Source organism: Rhizobium sp. Root149, assembly GCF_001427345.1.
Classification (GTDB): Bacteria; Pseudomonadota; Alphaproteobacteria; order Rhizobiales; family Rhizobiaceae; genus Neorhizobium; species Neorhizobium rhizoryzae.
Window position 1 is genome coordinate 144,381 of record NZ_LMGD01000004.1, and the last position, 15,965, is coordinate 160,345.

The 15,965-nt window shown below is 57.0% G+C and carries 17 protein-coding genes, 3 pseudogenes and 1 other annotated feature; of the genes and pseudogenes, 6 read left to right on the forward strand and 14 right to left on the reverse strand.

Translation table 11 applies throughout. The annotated features are described in order from the left end of the window. Positions 1–28 precede the first annotated feature (28 nt). From ASD54_RS05420 to iolG, 4 genes are read left to right on the forward strand one after another with little or no spacing between them, the layout of a single operon-like run. Positions 29–343, forward strand: coding sequence for a MocE family 2Fe-2S type ferredoxin (locus ASD54_RS05420; protein WP_062553595.1), 315 nt, complete (start codon positions 29–31; stop codon positions 341–343). A gap of 1 nt (position 344) precedes the next feature. Then, positions 345–1,565 (forward strand): FAD-dependent oxidoreductase, encoded by a 1,221-nt coding sequence (locus ASD54_RS05425; RefSeq protein ID WP_244484684.1) that lies wholly within the window; start codon positions 345–347, stop codon positions 1,563–1,565. Between the two features lie 24 nt (positions 1,566–1,589). Further along, on the forward strand, positions 1,590–2,384 hold the full coding sequence (locus ASD54_RS05430; protein ID WP_062553596.1) for a 3-methyl-2-oxobutanoate hydroxymethyltransferase: 795 nt from the start codon (positions 1,590–1,592) through the stop codon (positions 2,382–2,384). Positions 2,385–2,407: 23 nt separating this feature from the next. Continuing rightward, positions 2,408–3,403 carry an inositol 2-dehydrogenase gene (gene iolG / locus ASD54_RS05435; protein ID WP_062553597.1) on the forward strand — a complete coding sequence of 332 codons (996 nt, stop codon included), beginning with the start codon at positions 2,408–2,410 and terminating at the stop codon, positions 3,401–3,403. A 215-nt stretch (positions 3,404–3,618) separates the two neighbouring features. Here the strand turns inward: iolG and ASD54_RS27205 are convergent. The 6 genes and pseudogenes from ASD54_RS27205 to ASD54_RS05465 form a co-directional block, all read right to left on the reverse strand. Next, positions 3,619–4,748 (reverse strand): annotated as a pseudogene (locus ASD54_RS27205) (alpha/beta hydrolase). Positions 4,749–4,884: 136 nt separating this feature from the next. After that, positions 4,885–5,784, reverse strand: coding sequence for an AraC family transcriptional regulator (locus ASD54_RS05445; RefSeq protein WP_156379087.1), 900 nt, complete (start codon positions 5,782–5,784; stop codon positions 4,885–4,887). A gap of 92 nt (positions 5,785–5,876) precedes the next feature. After that, positions 5,877–5,989: a sequence feature (AL1L pseudoknot), on the forward strand. 763 nt (positions 5,990–6,752) lie between these two features. Then, positions 6,753–7,049 (reverse strand): DUF982 domain-containing protein, encoded by a 297-nt coding sequence (locus ASD54_RS05450; RefSeq protein ID WP_062553599.1) that lies wholly within the window; start codon positions 7,047–7,049, stop codon positions 6,753–6,755. Between the two features lie 224 nt (positions 7,050–7,273). Continuing rightward, a complete protein-coding gene (locus ASD54_RS05455) occupies positions 7,274–7,744 on the reverse strand; it encodes an Hsp20 family protein (protein WP_062553600.1) in 471 nt (156 codons plus the stop codon). A gap of 185 nt (positions 7,745–7,929) precedes the next feature. Further along, positions 7,930–8,220 carry a hypothetical protein gene (locus ASD54_RS05460; RefSeq protein ID WP_062553601.1) on the reverse strand — a complete coding sequence of 97 codons (291 nt, stop codon included), beginning with the start codon at positions 8,218–8,220 and terminating at the stop codon, positions 7,930–7,932. Positions 8,221–8,316: 96 nt separating this feature from the next. After that, positions 8,317–8,589, reverse strand: coding sequence for an aspartate-semialdehyde dehydrogenase (locus tag ASD54_RS05465; RefSeq protein ID WP_062553602.1), 273 nt, complete (start codon positions 8,587–8,589; stop codon positions 8,317–8,319). A 278-nt stretch (positions 8,590–8,867) separates the two neighbouring features. Between ASD54_RS05465 and ASD54_RS05470 the strand changes: the two genes are divergently transcribed. Next, positions 8,868–9,182, forward strand: coding sequence for a co-chaperone GroES (locus tag ASD54_RS05470; protein ID WP_062553603.1), 315 nt, complete (start codon positions 8,868–8,870; stop codon positions 9,180–9,182). A 55-nt stretch (positions 9,183–9,237) separates the two neighbouring features. Further along, positions 9,238–10,866: a chaperonin GroEL gene (groL, locus tag ASD54_RS05475; protein ID WP_062553604.1), complete on the forward strand. Its 1,629-nt coding sequence runs from the start codon at positions 9,238–9,240 to the stop codon at positions 10,864–10,866. A 262-nt stretch (positions 10,867–11,128) separates the two neighbouring features. On the opposite strand, the gene ASD54_RS05480 is transcribed toward groL, so the two are convergent. From ASD54_RS05480 to ASD54_RS05525, 8 genes and pseudogenes are all read right to left on the reverse strand, one after another. Continuing rightward, on the reverse strand, positions 11,129–11,425 hold the full coding sequence (locus ASD54_RS05480; RefSeq protein WP_156379088.1) for a hypothetical protein: 297 nt from the start codon (positions 11,423–11,425) through the stop codon (positions 11,129–11,131). A 42-nt stretch (positions 11,426–11,467) separates the two neighbouring features. Then, on the reverse strand, positions 11,468–11,722 hold the full coding sequence (locus ASD54_RS05485) for a hypothetical protein (RefSeq protein ID WP_062553606.1): 255 nt from the start codon (positions 11,720–11,722) through the stop codon (positions 11,468–11,470). A gap of 79 nt (positions 11,723–11,801) precedes the next feature. Next, a complete protein-coding gene (locus ASD54_RS05490; RefSeq protein ID WP_062553607.1) occupies positions 11,802–12,116 on the reverse strand; it encodes a hypothetical protein in 315 nt (104 codons plus the stop codon). Between the two features lie 271 nt (positions 12,117–12,387). Beyond that, positions 12,388–12,786 (reverse strand): annotated as a pseudogene (locus tag ASD54_RS05500) (DDE-type integrase/transposase/recombinase); the annotation flags it as partial. Between the two features lie 195 nt (positions 12,787–12,981). Then, the coding region (locus ASD54_RS27050) for a glycoside hydrolase family 15 protein (RefSeq protein WP_348272041.1) at positions 12,982–13,431 on the reverse strand (450 nt) is incomplete at its 5' end. A 1-nt stretch (position 13,432) separates the two neighbouring features. Then, a pseudogene (locus ASD54_RS05510) lies at positions 13,433–13,969 on the reverse strand (glycoside hydrolase family 15 protein); the annotation flags it as partial. A gap of 866 nt (positions 13,970–14,835) precedes the next feature. Further along, positions 14,836–15,255: a trehalase-like domain-containing protein gene (locus ASD54_RS26930; RefSeq protein WP_062553612.1), complete on the reverse strand. Its 420-nt coding sequence runs from the start codon at positions 15,253–15,255 to the stop codon at positions 14,836–14,838. Continuing rightward, the coding region (locus tag ASD54_RS05525) for an SDR family oxidoreductase (protein WP_062553613.1) at positions 15,248–15,965 on the reverse strand (718 nt) is incomplete at its 5' end. The genes ASD54_RS26930 and ASD54_RS05525, both read right to left, overlap by 8 nt.

The following is a 15,965-nucleotide window of genomic DNA, read 5'->3' on the forward strand; positions in this document are numbered from 1 at the left end:
AAACATTCAATCTGGGGAGGAGAACCCGATGAGCACTTGGATCGACGTCTGCGAAAAAGACGAGATCGACGAAGAGGATGTCATTCGCTTCGATCATGATGGCAAGAGCTTTGCCATCTATCGCAGCCCAGAGGACAGCTTCCACGCAACCGACGGCCACTGCACACACGAGCATGTGCATCTGGCGGATGGCCTGGTGATGAACGACATCATCGAATGTCCGAAGCACAACGGCCGCTTCAACTACAAGACGGGCGAGGCCAAGGGTGCTCCCGTTTGCGTCAACCTGAAGACCTATCCTGTGAAGGTCGAAGGCGGTCGCGTGCTGATCCAGGTTGGCTGACATGGCCACCTCCGGCATGGTCATAGTTGGCGCGGGCGAAGCGGGTGTCCGCGCCGCCTTTGCCTTACGCGAACAAGGATACCAGGGCACGATCAACCTCATCGGGGATGAACCCCATCTGCCTTATGAGCGACCGCCCCTGTCAAAGGCAGGAGCCGAGGCCGACACCGTGCGGGCAATCGTTGCCGAGGCCCGGTTCGCCGAAGCAGGAATTCTGTATCGTCGCGGATCTCGAGTTTGCGCGATCGAGCGTGCCGCGCATTCATTGCTTCTAGAAAGCGGCGAAACGCTCGCTTATGAGCGACTGCTTCTGGCAACAGGGGCTTCGCCACGAAAGCTAGCCTGTCTGCACTATGGGAAACGCGTTCACACCTTGCGAACTGTCGAACAGGCTGCGGCCATCCGCTGCGCGATGCGGGGGGGGCAGCACCTCGCCATCTTGGGCGGCGGCTTTATCGGCCTGGAACTTGCAGCCATGGGCCGGACGCTCGGAGCCACGGTGACGCTGATCGAAATGCAGCCGCGTGTGCTGATGCGCGGTGTTCCGGAGCGGTTGGCTCTGGCGCTTCAGGCTCGCCATGAGAAGGAGGGCGTCAACCTCGTTTGTGGCCTTGGCGTCGAGAGCATTGTCGAGGACGAAGCACGGGTCACAATCACGCTTGCCGACAGTCGGCACATTGTTGCTGATGCACTGGTCGTCGGGATTGGCGCACAGCCCCATACGGCCTTGGCGGAGCAGGCGGGGCTTTCCATTGACAATGGTATTGCCGTCGATGATTATCTGCGCACGGATGATCCCGATATCTTCGCGGCAGGTGACTGCTGTTCCTATCCTATTGCCGTTTACGGTGGGCGCCGGGTCAGGCTTGAGTCCTGGAGGAACGCTCAGGAGCAGGGCAGCGCGGCGGCAGCCAACATGCTCGGCAAGGCCGAAGCCTTCGACGCCGTTCCCTGGTTCTGGTCGGATCAATATGACTTGACGCTGCAGGTGGCCGGCTTAGCCGATGGCGCGATCACGACTGTTGCTCGCCCCATGTCCGATGATGCGGAGATCCTTTTTCACCTTGCTGGTGACGGGCGGCTTCTCGCTGCCAGCGGTCTCGGGCGTGGAGGTGCCGTCGCGCGCGATATCCGGCTGGCTGAGATGTTGATCGCCCGTCGCGCGCATCCAGACCCAGCAGCGCTAGCTGACCCTGCCACCAAACTCAAATCCCTTTTGTAGGCGCAGGGCGCCAGAGGAACATCCATGAAAATCAACCGTCCCACCGTAGCCGACATCCTGGCACTCAAGGGCAAGCGGCAATTGAGCATGCTGCGTGTTGTTACGCTCGAAGAGGCACAGGCCGCCGAAAAAGCCGGGATCGAAATGGTCTCTGTTCCCCCGGCCTTGCTTGGACCCGCCTTTCGCGAAGCGGCCCCCACGGTTTTTGCCGTTCCCGGCCTGGAATACGGTGACTTCGTAACAGCGGAGGAATATCTGCGGGCAGCCTTCCAGGCGATGCGGGCGGGCGGCGATGCCGTCTATTGCGCGGCGAGTCTTGGCATCATTCGCCGGCTGCGCGACGAAGGCATTCCCGTTTGCAGCCATGTCGGCCTCATTCCTTCGAAAGCCACTTGGACGGGCGGTTTCAAGGCTGTTGGCAAGACCGCCGAGAGCGCGTTCGCGATCTGGAACGCTGTGAAGGCTCTGGAAGAGGCCGGGGCTTTCGCTGCCGAAATCGAAGTGGTGCCAGCTGAAGTCGCTGCACTCATCAGCTCGAAAACTTCGCTGTTCATGATTTCCATGGGCGCGGGTGCTGGCGGTGATGCACAGTACCTCTTTGCGGACGACATCCTTGGTCAGAACCGTGGACATGTGCCCCGACATGCCAAGACGTATCGCAATTTCGCAGCGGAGTACGACCGCCTCCAGCAAGAGCGTGTGGCCGCATTCACAGAATTCCGTCAGGACGTCCAGACCGGTGCCTATCCGGCTGATCGACACAATGTTGCTGTGTCAGCGGAAGAGCTTGCCCGCTTCACAACCATGATCAACGGCTGACCGAGCCGATAGGAGAGAAGACTATGACAGTAAACTTCGCCCTTCTGGGCGCAGGCCGTATTGGTCGCGTCCATGCCAAGGCTGTGAGCGGCAATTCAGATGCCAGGCTGGTCGCCGTGGCCGATGCGTTGCCAGGAGCCGCCCAATCGATCGCTTCTCAATACGGTGCTCAGGTTCGAACCATTGATGAGATTGAGGCAGCAAGTGACATCCATGCTGTCATCATCTGTACACCGACAGACACCCATGCGGATCTGATCGAGCGCTTTGCGAGGGCGGGGAAGGCCATCTTCTGCGAGAAACCTGTCGATCTCGACGTCAACAGGGTCAAGGAGTGTATCGACGTCGTCAAGGAAACAGGTGCCAAGCTGATGGTCGGCTTCAATCGCCGCTTTGACCTGCATTTCATGGCCGTCAAGCAGGCGATCGACGATGGTCGCATCGGCACGGTTGAGATGATCACCATCACGTCGCGAGATCCCGGTCCGCCGCCACTTGACTATATCGCCCGCTCTGGCGGCATTTTCCGTGACATGACGATCCATGACTTCGACATGGCGCGTTTCCTGTTGGACGGTGAACAGATCGCGTCCGTCTCTGCACACGCTGCTGTTCTGGTTGACCCTGCTATTGGCGCTGCGGGCGACTACGACAGTGTCACCGTAATCCTCGAAACACTTACTGGACGTCAGGCTGTAATTTCGAACTCGCGACGTGCGACCTATGGCTACGACCAGCGCATCGAAGTCCATGGTTCGCTGGGGTCTGCCAGTGCCGAAAACCAGCGCCCCATCTCGATTGAGTTGGCGACCGCACAAGGGTACACACGCCCGCCGCTGCACGACTTCTTCATGACCCGCTATACTGAAGCCTACGCCAATGAAATTGCCGGCTTCATAGCTGCGATCCGAAGTGGTGCGCCCATTTCGCCCAGTGGTGAAGACGGTCTGCTCGCACTTCAACTCGCGGACGCTGCACTGGAAAGCGTGCGTCTGGGTGAACGCATAAGCTTGGTGTAATGTCGCTTTGTCGCTAAAAGGTCTGGCCCGGTCATACGAAAGGGGCAGATCTAGAAAAGAATGCCTCCGCAGCGACCGGAGGTCGGGTTCACGGGTACCATCTGGGCCGAACTTCAAGTCTTGGATGAAAGGGCCGCCAGTTCGATTTTTTTGTTCAAGAGTTAAGTTTTGGACGACCGCCGCAAAATATTGCGCCGGTCGCTCGTTTCCCAACTTTAAGTTCGAACGAAGGCCAACAGATCCGCATTCAGCACGTCGGCATTGACCGTGAGCATCCCGTGCGAGAAGCCCGGATAGGTCTTCAGCGTGCCGTTCTTCAGCAGCTTGACCGACTTGTGAGCCGAATCTGCAATCGGAACGATCTGGTCGTCTTCGCCGTGCAGAACGGTGCCGTTCTTCAGCAGCTTGACCGACTTGTGAGCCGAATCTGCAATCGGAACGATCTGGTCGTCTTCGCCGTGCAGAACGAGTGTCGGCACGGTGATTGCCTTCAGGTCTTCGGTCTGGTCGGTCTCGGAGAAAGCCTTGATGCCATCATAATGGGCCTTGGCGCCGCCCATCATGCCCTGACGCCACCAGTTCTGGATCACCCCTTCGTGCACGGTCACGCCATCACGGTTGAAGCCATAGAACGGACCGGCYGGCACATCCCGGAAGAACTGCGCGCGGTTTGCGGCCAGAGCGGAACGGAAGCCGTCAAACACTTCCATCGGCAGACCTTCCGGATTTGAGGGAGTCTTGAGCATGATCGGTGGAACGGCGGAGACCAGCACTGCCTTGGCAACCCGGCCGGAAGGCTGGCCATGCTTTGCCACGTAACGGGCGACCTCGCCGCCAGCACTGCCTTGGCAACCCGGCCGGAAGGCTGGCCATGCTTTGCCACGTAACGGGCGACCTCGCCGCCGCCGGTGGAGTGGCCGATGTGGACGGCGTTCTTCAGGTTCAGATGCTCGACGACGGCGAAGGCATCGGCGGCATAGTGGTCCATGTCGTGACCGTCTGCCACCTGGGCCGAGCGCCCGTGACCACGGCGATCATGGGCGACAACGCGGTAGCCCTTCGACAGGAAGAACAGCATCTGGGCATCCCAGTCATCGGAGGACAAGGGCCAGCCGTGGTGGAAGACGATCGGCTGGGCGTCCTTCGGACCCCAGTCCTTGTAGAAGATGTCAACGCCGTCTTTTGTGGTAACAGTGCTCATGGACTTGGTTCCTTCATCGGAATGTTTGGAGGATGCAGCAAAGGCTATTGATCCGCATCCGGTTGGAAGGGTTGCGTAAGCCGCCACCGCAGCTACGCTGAAAAGTGCGTTGCGGCGGGTCAGGTGCGATGGAGTTTTCGTCATTTTTGCGTCCTGCGATCTGAGCTTCGCTGTTTGCAAAGCCAGGGTGTCGCAACGTTATGGTGATCGCCGCGCCGTTTTTATTGGACGTAGCGGCTGAAACTTGGATTTTACCGATGTCGAGAGAAGGGCTACTTCGCTAACGCGAAGCCCTGCGCCATTGAGCGGGAGTCATGCCAACTTTAGCTGCAAACATCCGGGTCAGATGGGCCTGATCACAAAAACCGCAGACAAACGCGACTTCAGCGATTGTGATGTCCGTTAATCGCAGCAGCTCTTTTGCTCTCTCTACCCGTTTTAAAACCACCCAACGATAAGGTGGATGCCCGGTCGATAGCCTGAACGCTCTTGTAAAGTAACCTTGGGACAGCCCGCATGCTGCGGCAACAGCAGCCAATGGCAGATCTGCGGCAAGATCAGCCTCCAACATTTCTATTGCCCGCTTCTTCTGCCAAGGGGCTAGAACACCTTGAACCGGTTTTCTGATGCTCGCGTTGCCATAGGTTGCACATAGGTGAAAGGTCAGAATAGCTGCAATGTGGTCCTGAAACATCTTTGTTGCATTGCACCGATCGGTAAGGACTGGAATGCATGCACGAACTAGCCCTCGAACGACATCATCCTCGATGTCTTTGCCGGGGGGCGCGTGCAGTGTGTCAACATGCTTGCCGCCAAGGTCTTCTTCATAAGCAGCCAATGCGGTGCGAGGTATATGGAAACCAAGACCGTCAAATGACGACTTCATATCGGCCAACCATGTGCGCCGATGGTCGTAAATGGTAAAATTGCCGCTCTTTGAGAGTTTGGTGACCACTTTCTTTCCATCGACCCATAGATCACCGTCGTAATCAAGAAGATTAAAAGCAAGAAAAAATGCATCTTCATGGACGGGCGGATCGATGACGCCATGGCCCGGTTTCATGCAAGACAACCTCGCCATCGAAATCTCAGACTTGCCGAACACCGGAGCGATCAAGACATCCTGTTGCCTGGCGCGGAAATACTCCATGCTTTGATTACTCGCGGGGGCCGTGGTCACGGAGTCTACTCTCTAGCTCGAATTGATAAATCACAAATTTGAAAGAGTAATATCATTCCATGCGTTTTCCAAAAGACCTTGATGACGATGAGCGCGTGCGTGATGTCGGAACTCGACCGGCCACTGAAGCAATGATTTTTTCATAGACGAACACTGCTCGGTAATCGGGGTTGAAGCAATGTGCAAGCTGCTGTGGATTGCCCCGTCGACCTTCTACGAGGTCATCGCCAAGCACAACTATGGGAATCGACTTTAGGCCCGCGCCTGACGCCACATAGTCATGAAAGTAGAGAAACGACGAGTGGTTAACGAAAACTCCAGATCGATGGCAATGGAACATCTAGCGGTAGTTGCAGTGGGAAGGTCAGGAACATGCTCAATGCAAATTTGTTCGGCTTATGAGGGGATGCGACGGCGGGGCGTTATTCTTGGCAAACCCTTCAAGGCGAATGCGCTATGACGACTATCAATTCACCGACATCGGTTCTTCTTATCCGCGAGGCAGCCTAACCTGAAGTTATAGGGATTTTAGGAAAGCGCCATGGCGCTTGCCATAACCGCGCTCCCATGTTCAAGCGCTCAGCGCCAGCGTGGAGACGGCTCGATCCTACGTTTGTCGGATGCGGAAATACACGGAACCGCACATGTTGCGATCAGAACTGTGACCAACAGCGTAAACGACATAGTCGGCACGACATTGGACTTCCCGAAGGTAGAGTGCGTCTCAATGGTAGAAGCACCATGTAATTGAGGGCCAGATCTTTGGCCCCCAACGCGGCGAACATTACAGCGGGTCTGTGGTTTCATTTCAATTAAGGCGGAAGCGACAGCCAGTGCCTAGAAGGACGCGAATCTCATTGGCTTGTACCTGCCATCGGCTACGCTAGCATCTAGCATCCTAAGCTGTGTCCCAAAGGGCCGAATGGAACGTTGGGTAGGCAACGTTTCGCCTTGCGGGGGATTGGCACTCAGCGGACGTGTGGGTCGCTATTGCGTCCACGGCTTCCAGCAATCAAACTGTCCATCTTCGGCGCGACGAGGTCGTGCCTTTCCGCAAAGGCGACAAACACGGCTCTGGCCGTCTGCGCATCGATATCACCGTTTAGCGCAGCGCGGCAGGCCTTCAGCGCAAGGTTCCTTGCGTGGTCATCGCGGTTTCTCCAGTCCACGAGGATCTGGTAGGCGTGCATGACCGATTTCACCTCGGTCGGAACGCCCAATCCGAGCAGAATGGTAACGGGCTCTTCAAACATGTCGGGTTTCATGGCTTCCTCCTGTCCTTGCCCGATCTGTGTCTGTATTGCGAATGTAGGGAGCGCCGGAGCACTCCCTGGTCATTTACTTTGGAAGCTGAAGCGACGCCTGAGACATCGTCTTATTGAGTGCGCGGACGATAAGCTTTCCGTCGCCGGCATTCATTCTGAGCCCACAGCTTTTGTGGACCTTTGCCAGGAATTTTTGACAAGACGCCTGCTTACGGTCTGACCCTTCAGGCCACCTGACGTTCTGCTTCGATCTGCAACGGCGCGGCTTGTCCGGTTGACGTCCCAATCGCGATCTTACGCGGCTTCATGGCTTCCGGGATCTCGCGCTTCAGGAGGATGCGCAAGAGACCATTGACCAGCGAGGCGTCTTCGACCTTCACATGGTCGGCCAGCTCGAACCGGCGCTCGAACGAACGACCGGCAAGGCCGCGATGCAGGTACTCGCCGTCTCTGGCTTCAGCCTTTTCACCTTTTATGACAAGAACGTTCCGTTCCTGCGTGATGTCGAGGTCGGAATCGCCAAAGCCCGCAACCGCCATCTCGATGCGGTAGTCGTCGTCACTCGTTTTGACGATGTCATAGGGTGGCCAACTGTCGATTGCTTGCAAGCGCTGGGCGTTGTTCAACAGACTGAACACGCGGTCGAAACCGATGCTGGAGCGATAAAGCGGTGCAAAATCAAGATCGTTTCTCATAACCAAATCCTCCGTGAAGCGAGATGGAATAGAGACGGGCGGAAACTCGCGTCTCCGGTAGTGTCAGCCCCAGTCGGCGGCTGACACACATGATCTGGTTTCGAGAAAATTGAAGTTCAAGAGGGGTGCTGCGAAAAACATCGGAGCGCCGATTTCTGAGCCGCTGTCCAAAACGGGCGGACTCCTCAGTGTATGGCCATGCTCACTAGCGGGTAGGGATGTACGGCCTTGAACTGTGCGATCATCGCCGTTGCCTGTTGAAGCACACGCTCCGCATTGGTCAACTCATCACGAGCAAGCTCGTCAGCATTAATACGGATTGCCTCGGCCATACTTTTCGACATCGCCGCAAAGTGCCTGTGACCTTCAATGAAAGCATTGCGCGAGGTGTGCTCGAGGGCGCGGGCGATGTCCACGAAAAACTCCTCGCGTTCCTCTATGTCGAGATGTTTGATTTTATGCGTTCCTTCTTCCATTTTAGCCTCACTCCGAACAGACGTGCGCATCAAGACCGAGCTCATCAAGCCCCGGCCGCGGAAGAGCTAGGAACGAGAAAATCTGGTTTCAAGACCTCAGTGAAGCTTGAACTCGCCTTCGACACGGCGCCATTCGTTAGGCCCTATCAGCCGCTGATGGCTGTAACGGACGGAATGAAGGGGGCCGTCGAGCCTGGTCTGCCAGCGGTGGAGCAACTTTCGCATTTCGGGAAAATCGGGCGCCAGATCGTAATCCTGCCAGACATAGGTCTGCAGCACGGATTTAAAATCCGGGATGCGGTAGAGGATGTGCGCTGTCGTCAGTCCGTAGCCGTTCAGTTGTCGTTCGAGATCAGATGAAAACTGCATGCTTCATCTCCGTTTCCTAACGCAGCAATCGTGTCGCAAAATCTACGCTTCTTCAACGTCCTTTCAAACGAAGGAGTCATAATATCATTCAAATTCAGAATGTTAGCAGCCGAAAAAGCGAGTGCTAGTTTTTTCGTTGTGGCCTCTTGAAAATGAAAAATCCAAAAACCAGATCATCCGGCGCAAAATGCTCGAACGAGGTTTTGCACCCGCCCGGACTGGTCATCCGGTCCGGCCAGGGGAACAACGTCAACACTGTTTGTCCATCGGAGGAAAACATGTCGTTCCGACCGCTTCATGATCGAATTCTCGTTCGCCGGGTCGTATCCGAAGAGAAGACCAAAGGCGGCATCATCATTCCCGACACCGCCAAAGAAAAGCCACAGGAAGGCGAGGTCATCGCTGTCGGCCCCGGCGCGCGCAACGAAGCCGGCCAGATCCAGGCGCTCGACGTCAAGGTCGGTGATCGCATCCTGTTCGGCAAATGGTCAGGTACTGAGATCAAGATCAACGGCGAAGACCTGCTGATCATGAAGGAAAGCGATGTCATGGGCATCATTGAAGCTCAGGCCGAGCAGAAAAAGGCCGCCTGAGCCAAGACCGGCCTAATCCATCAGTCAGATAGCTGCCTGTTGAGGAGTTACACAAATGGCTGCAAAGGAAGTCAAGTTTCACACCGATGCCCGTGAACGCATGCTGCGTGGGGTCGATGTTCTTGCCAACGCCGTAAAGGTCACGCTCGGTCCGAAAGGTCGCAATGTCGTCATCGACAAGTCCTTCGGTGCGCCGCGCGTCACCAAGGACGGGGTATCGGTCGCCAAGGAAATCGAACTGGAAGACAAGTTTGAGAACATGGGCGCCCAGATGCTGCGTGAAGTGGCATCGAAGACCAATGATCTTGCCGGCGACGGCACCACCACCGCAACGGTTCTTGCCCAGGCGATCGTCAAGGAAGGCGCCAAGGCGGTTGCATCCGGCATGAACCCGATGGACCTGAAGCGCGGCATCGATCTCGCCGTCGACGCCGTCGTTAAGGAACTCAAATCCAGGGCCAAGAAGATCACCAGCAATTCCGAGATCGCTCAGGTCGGTACGATTTCGGCGAACGGCGATTCCGAGATCGGCCGATACCTTGCCGAAGCGATGGAAAAGGTTGGCAACGAAGGCGTCATTACGGTTGAAGAAGCCAAAACCGCCGAGACCGAACTCGAAGTCGTGGAAGGCATGCAGTTCGACCGTGGCTATCTCAGCCCCTACTTCGTCACCAACCAGGACAAGATGCGTGTCGAGCTTGAGGATCCCTATATCCTCATTCACGAGAAGAAGCTCTCCAACCTGCAGGCGATGCTGCCGGTTCTCGAAGCCGTCGTCCAATCGGGCAAGCCGCTGCTCATCATCGCGGAGGATGTCGAGGGCGAAGCGCTTGCTACGCTCGTCGTCAACAAGCTTCGGGGCGGCCTGAAGATCGCCGCCGTAAAGGCTCCGGGCTTCGGCGACCGCCGCAAGGCCATGCTGGAAGACATCGCCATCCTGACGGGCGGCACGGTCATCTCCGAAGACCTCGGCATCAAGCTTGAAAACGTCACGCTCAACATGCTCGGCCGCGCCAAGAAGGTGGCGATCGAGAAGGAGAACACCACCATCATCGACGGCGTTGGCTCCAAGGCGGAGATCGATGGTCGTGTCGCACAGATCCGCGCCCAGATCGAGGAAACCACCTCCGACTATGACCGCGAGAAGCTGCAGGAACGCCTGGCGAAGCTCGCCGGTGGCGTTGCCGTCATCCGCGTGGGCGGTTCCACGGAAGTCGAGGTGAAGGAAAAGAAGGACCGGGTGGACGATGCCCTGCACGCAACCCGTGCAGCCGTCGAGGAAGGCATCCTGCCCGGTGGCGGCGTCGCGCTGCTGCGCGCTGTCAAGGCTCTCGACAATCTCAGCACGGCCAATCAGGACCAGAAGGTCGGCGTCGAGATCGTCCGCCGTGCGATCGAGGCGCCCGTCCGTCAGATCGCCGAAAACGCCGGCGCTGAAGGGTCTGTCATTGTCGGAAAACTGCGGGAGAAAAGCGAGTTCTCCTACGGCTGGAACGCCCAGACAGGCGAGTATGTGGATCTGTACGCCCAAGGCGTCATTGATCCGGCCAAGGTCGTTCGCACCGCGCTCCAGGATGCCGCCTCCGTGGCAGGTCTGCTGGTCACGACCGAAGCGATGATCGCCGAAAAGCCCAAGAAGGAAGTAGCTCCGGCCATGCCCGCTGGCGCCGGCATGGACTTCTAAGGCGAAACGGCAGGAGGCTCGCCCCACCCTCGAGGGGCGGGCCTCGCCCACTAATTGCCCAAGTCCATCAGGCAAAATCAATGAGAGCTAAGCTCATAAGGGAAGCCATAGCGATTCGGTGAGCCGATATTGGCGGAAGCGTCGGAGGCGGACTTGGTGGCAGACCAACGCGCGATCCGACACATCGGCTACGCCAAATGAGCGGCTCAATGGTGCGCGCAGTGAATGGCTACCAGAGCGCGTTTAAGTGGGCGGCGTCAGACTAAGGCGTACCCAAGGCACGTGCCATAGGGCTCATCTCTGAAGCCATGCAAGCAGCCTGCAGGTCGTCAATCATTCTACCGAGATGGTTGATGTTCTGAGGGCTGTCCCATGCCTCGACGGCCTTGAATTTTGTGGAAAGGACAGCTTCCGTCTTCATCACACGGCGCGTCATCTGGGCAATAGCTGTCTTGTACCCATGGTCGTCGCCGAATAGCAGCAAGCAGCGCGCGACATCCGCATAAGCCGCGATGTCTTTCGCAATGGTAGAGCCGGGATCAATCATCAATGCCGTCACGAAGGTTGGTATCCCTCGCTAGATAGATACCGCGGCTGATTTTCAAGTGCGGTAGCTTGCGCATGTCAGCCTAACCAAAGAGCCGCACTCGACTTCTGACAGAAGATCACCGGTTTCAGATGCTACCTGCACGCATTCTTCGTCGATGGTGCCGTCGCTCATGATCCGCTCAGCGAGCAGTTCTCGGACGAAGCGAACCGCATCTGCGTGGGCGGCTTCGTGATTTGAGAATTCAACACCTTCCGTGTCCATCTCCAGAACGCCGTTCCTGCGGATATGAAAAAAGAACCTCGCCATGGTGTGTCTCCGGTATTTCCGGATTCACTAATACACTTGATGCGAACTCGTTCCCGCAGAGCTGCAACAGGATCCTTCGCTAACCGCGGAATACTGCCTCAAACGCATCAACCGCAGAATGAGCCTGTGCCTTTAGCTCATCGACTTCTGGCTTGCGGTAGAGCACACCGGCCTCTTGCAGGTACTCTGCCAGCAAGCTGCATTTGACGCGCACCGCAGCGATTGCCTCGTGTTCCGGATCGATTGATCGGTTCCAGTCGAGCCAGTTTGCAATGGCAGCGTCAACATTCCGCTCAAACATTTCAACCGTGTTCGATGCCAGGCCGTGGACGATATCAATATCGTGCCGGATCAATTCAGCCGTCTGGAATGTGCCTTGGTGCGAGCTGAACATACTGGGTACTCTATGCCTTCTTACGTGTTGGACAGACTACGCGCGCGCCTGCATTCGGACAAGTTGGCGTTCTCCCTTATACCCGTAGATCACCACATCGTTGACGTCAGTGTACCCATCATGTTGCGCCTTCGTGATGATGATTACGGACACGCGATGGCTGCTGCGATCCGCGCTGCCATCCAAAATGTGAACCAGCAATTCAATGTTCGTCGGCATTGTCAACTTAACGGCAACGAGCGCAGACCATGGCGCCGGCCGATTTCGCCGATCATGCTTGCGCGATTTTGGCCCACAGGTTCGTCGCAGCTGAACGCAATTCGCGATAATGGTTTGATGGGATGTCGTGGCGCGGAATGTGGAACAGGTTGGTGATCGGGTCATGGATAGAGAAAAATCGTTGTAGATGTCGCTGTGACTTGAAGCGCTTCATGATCCGCTCTCGTCGCCGGACCGGCTGGTGAGAATTCTCTGCCCGATTATTCAACCCTTTGTGGGAGCGATGCTCGACACCCGGCATGATCTCTCGTTTGGCTGCGCCGGAGGATCGCAGCTTGTCAGTGATCATCGCCCGCGGCGATCGTCCTAGGCCCTTCAAGAGCTTGCGCATCCGGCGCTTGGTAGCCTTGGCATTTCGGTGGTTTTGTACGAGAACGCCAGCGCGGTCGACCGGATCGTTCCCGCCATCGATTTGCCTGCGCGTTTAGCACATTATCGAAGGCTAGGTTGCTTCCGTATCAAGTCGCAAGCTCAGTTATCAGGGCATCAAGGCTGCCAATTCGGCCGATAGGCGGGGTCGAGCCGACGGTCGAGGAAATAGGCGGCACTGATGAATGCGAGATGGCTAAGGGCTTGCGGAAAATNATCAAGGCTGCCAATTCGGCCGATAGGCGGGGTCGAGCCGACGGTCGAGGAAATAGGCGGCACTGATGAATGCGAGATGGCTAAGGGCTTGCGGAAAATTGCCGAGCGGRAGCCCGCGCACGTCGACTTCCTCTGCGAATAAGCTGAGATGGTTGGCATAGGCAAGGCCCTTTGCCAGGTTCATCTGAGCCTCCTGGAGACGGCCRGCTCGGGCTAGACATTCGACATACCAGAATGTGCAGGTCGTGAAGGCGCCTTCTTCTCCTTCTAGTCCATCAGCGCCACGATAGCGGTAAACCAACCCGTCGTCACAGAGCTGTTCTCCTATTGCATCAAGCGTCTTGAGCCAGACAGGATCGCTTGACGAAACAAACCGGACGAGCGGCATCATCAGGAGAGCCGCATCAAGTTCAGTTCCACCGCGCTCCTGCACAAAATAGCCGTTCTCGGGNCTGTTCTCCTATTGCATCAAGCGTCTTGAGCCAGACAGGATCGCTTGACGAAACAAACCGGACGAGCGGCATCATCAGGAGAGCCGCATCAAGTTCAGTCCCGCCGCGCTCCTGCACAAAATAGCCGTTCTCGGGATGGCGGAAGTTATCCCAGATGTCTCTGGCTATCGCGTCACGGGTTTCGGTCCAGGCCACCAGAGGAGAGCCAAGCGATCGCTTTTTGGCGAGCCGAATTGCCCGGTCCAGCGCAACCCAGCACATCAACCGTGAATGAAGAAAATGGTGATGCTTCGAGCGGATTTCCCAAATGCCGGCGTCTGGCTCCTGCCAATGGTCGATCACATGATCGACGATAGTGCGGACATGCTCCCAGCCGTCATGGCTGATTGCAGATCCATACTTGTTCGATAGATAGACACTGTCGAGAAGTTCACCAAAGATGTCCAACTGTGTCTGCGCATGAGCTGTATTGCCGATCCGCAACGGTCGGCTCTCAGCGTAACCTGCAAGATGCGGTAGCTCTGATTCATCGGCCATAGCCGACCCGTCAAGNGATAGACACTGTCGAGAAGTTCACCAAAGATGTCCAACTGAGTCTGCGCATGAGCTGTATTGCCGATCCGCAACGGTCGGCTCTCAGCGTAACCTGCAAGATGCGGTAGCTCTGATTCATCGGCCATAGCCGACCCGTCAAGCGCGTACATGATGCGCAATGGAGAAGAACGGTCACACTTTGCAACGCGCGCGCTGACCCATTGATTGAAGTGTTCCGCTTCTTCGACAAAGCCAAGCCGCATGAAGGCATAGACAGTAAATGAGGCGTCACGGATCCAGGTCGCCCGATAGTCCCAGTTGCGTTCTGAACCCAGCGCCTCAGGCAAAGAGAAAGTAGCTGCGGCTGCGATCGAACCGTAACGAGCCGAGGTTAGAAGCTTCAATGCGAGCGCGGAACGAAGCACGTGCTCACGCCAACGCCCATTGTAGGTCGATTTGTCATGCCACGAGCGCCACGAAGCTTCAATGCGAGCGCGGAACGAAGCACGTGCTCACGCCAACGCCCATTGTAGGTCGATTTGTCATGCCACGAGCGCCACGCCTTGATCGTTTCCTCGATCAACGACGACACGAGCGCATCATCGGGTGGTGGCATGGTACTGTCGCACAAGATGAACCATGCACTCTCCCCTTTGGACAGCGTAAAGCGTGCAGTCGCTTCCGCTGCATGTGAGTCAAGCGGAATGGARGCAAAAAGGGATAAGGACAGTTCTTCGCCTTTGAAGCATACGCCGCCTTCAGTGGCTGCGACCTCAGGGCTATGGCGAGCGTAATYGAAGCGCGGCGCGCAACGCACAGTGAATGTCACCTCTCCGCTTGTCACGGTCAACCGGCGAATGAGACCACGCTCACACCGGCCTGCACGCATCCGGGTCGAAGCGCGGCGCGCAACGCACAGTGAATGTCACCTCTCCGCTTGTCACGGTCAACCGGCGAATGAGACCACGCTCACACCGGCCTGCACGCATCCGGGCTTCGGGTTGTGGCATGAAGTCAGCTACTTCCGCACTGCCGCTTTCTGCCATGAAGCGTGTGATCAAGACATTCGTATCTGGCACGTAAAGCTGAAGATGACGCGGGTTATCAAGTTGAGGCTTGATTTCGAAAGCTCCACCTTTGCCGTTATCCAGCAGATCGGCGAAGATGGTCGGACTGTCCAGCGCCGGCCAACACAAGTAGTCAATGGTCCCGTCACRCGCGACCAGAGCGACGGTTTCAAGGTCGCCAATGATGCCGTGATCGCCGATCGTACGAAGCGGCTCAGCCATTGTTGCGAAACTCCGGGTAGAGCGACATGCCGCCATCAATGTAGAGGGTAGTACCGGTGATATAGTCGGCCTCGTCAGACGCCAGCCATACAGCAGCCTTTGCCACGTCCTCTGGCTCGCCAATCCGGCCATARGGGATGAGYCTGAGCAGCTTAGTCAGTTCCTCTTCRCTCTCCCAGGCGTCCTTGTTGATCGGCGTCTTGATGGCACCAGGTGCGATCGCATTGACCCTGATTCCATCAGCCGCAACCTCTTGGGCGAGTGTACGTGTGAACATGTGAACGCCACCTTTGGCAGCTGCGTAGTTTATATGCCCGGCCCACGGGATGCATTCATGCACTGAACTCATTGTAATGATGACGCCGGCACTGCGGGCTGGACGTTTGCTCACCGTCTGGGCACGGAAGCGTCGCACAGCTTCCCGCGCGCATAGGAACTGTCCGGTCAGGTTGATGTCGATGACGGTGTTCCAGTCGCCAAGCGACATGTCGGCAATCGCGGCATCCTTCTGAATACCCGAGTTAGACRTAAGCACATCAATGCGCCCGAACGCTGTTGTTGCTTCATCGAAAAGGCGAATGACGTCCTCCTCCTTTGACACATCAGCCTGGATCGCAATCGCACGCCCTCCCTGGTCGATGATGCGATCGACCAGCTCTTGTGCGGCTTCGGCGTGAGAATGATAGTTGACCGCGACCGCGCAACCAGCC

Excerpts from the sequence above, each read along its gene's own strand:
- ASD54_RS05420 (WP_062553595.1), top strand. The coding sequence starts at position 29 with ATGAGCACTTGGATCGACGTCTGCGAAAAAGACGAGATCGACGAAGAG.
- ASD54_RS05425 (WP_244484684.1), top strand. The coding sequence starts at position 345 with ATGGCCACCTCCGGCATGGTCATAGTTGGCGCGGGCGAAGCGGGTGTC.
- ASD54_RS05430 (WP_062553596.1), top strand. The coding sequence starts at position 1,590 with ATGAAAATCAACCGTCCCACCGTAGCCGACATCCTGGCACTCAAGGGC.
- iolG (WP_062553597.1), top strand. The coding sequence starts at position 2,408 with ATGACAGTAAACTTCGCCCTTCTGGGCGCAGGCCGTATTGGTCGCGTC.
- ASD54_RS05450 (WP_062553599.1), bottom strand. The coding sequence starts at position 7,049 with ATGAAACCCGACATGTTTGAAGAGCCCGTTACCATTCTGCTCGGATTG.
- ASD54_RS05455 (WP_062553600.1), bottom strand. The coding sequence starts at position 7,744 with ATGAGAAACGATCTTGATTTTGCACCGCTTTATCGCTCCAGCATCGGT.
- ASD54_RS05460 (WP_062553601.1), bottom strand. The coding sequence starts at position 8,220 with ATGGAAGAAGGAACGCATAAAATCAAACATCTCGACATAGAGGAACGC.
- ASD54_RS05465 (WP_062553602.1), bottom strand. The coding sequence starts at position 8,589 with ATGCAGTTTTCATCTGATCTCGAACGACAACTGAACGGCTACGGACTG.
- ASD54_RS05470 (WP_062553603.1), top strand. The coding sequence starts at position 8,868 with ATGTCGTTCCGACCGCTTCATGATCGAATTCTCGTTCGCCGGGTCGTA.
- groL (WP_062553604.1), top strand. The coding sequence starts at position 9,238 with ATGGCTGCAAAGGAAGTCAAGTTTCACACCGATGCCCGTGAACGCATG.
- ASD54_RS05485 (WP_062553606.1), bottom strand. The coding sequence starts at position 11,722 with ATGGCGAGGTTCTTTTTTCATATCCGCAGGAACGGCGTTCTGGAGATG.
- ASD54_RS05490 (WP_062553607.1), bottom strand. The coding sequence starts at position 12,116 with ATGTTCAGCTCGCACCAAGGCACATTCCAGACGGCTGAATTGATCCGG.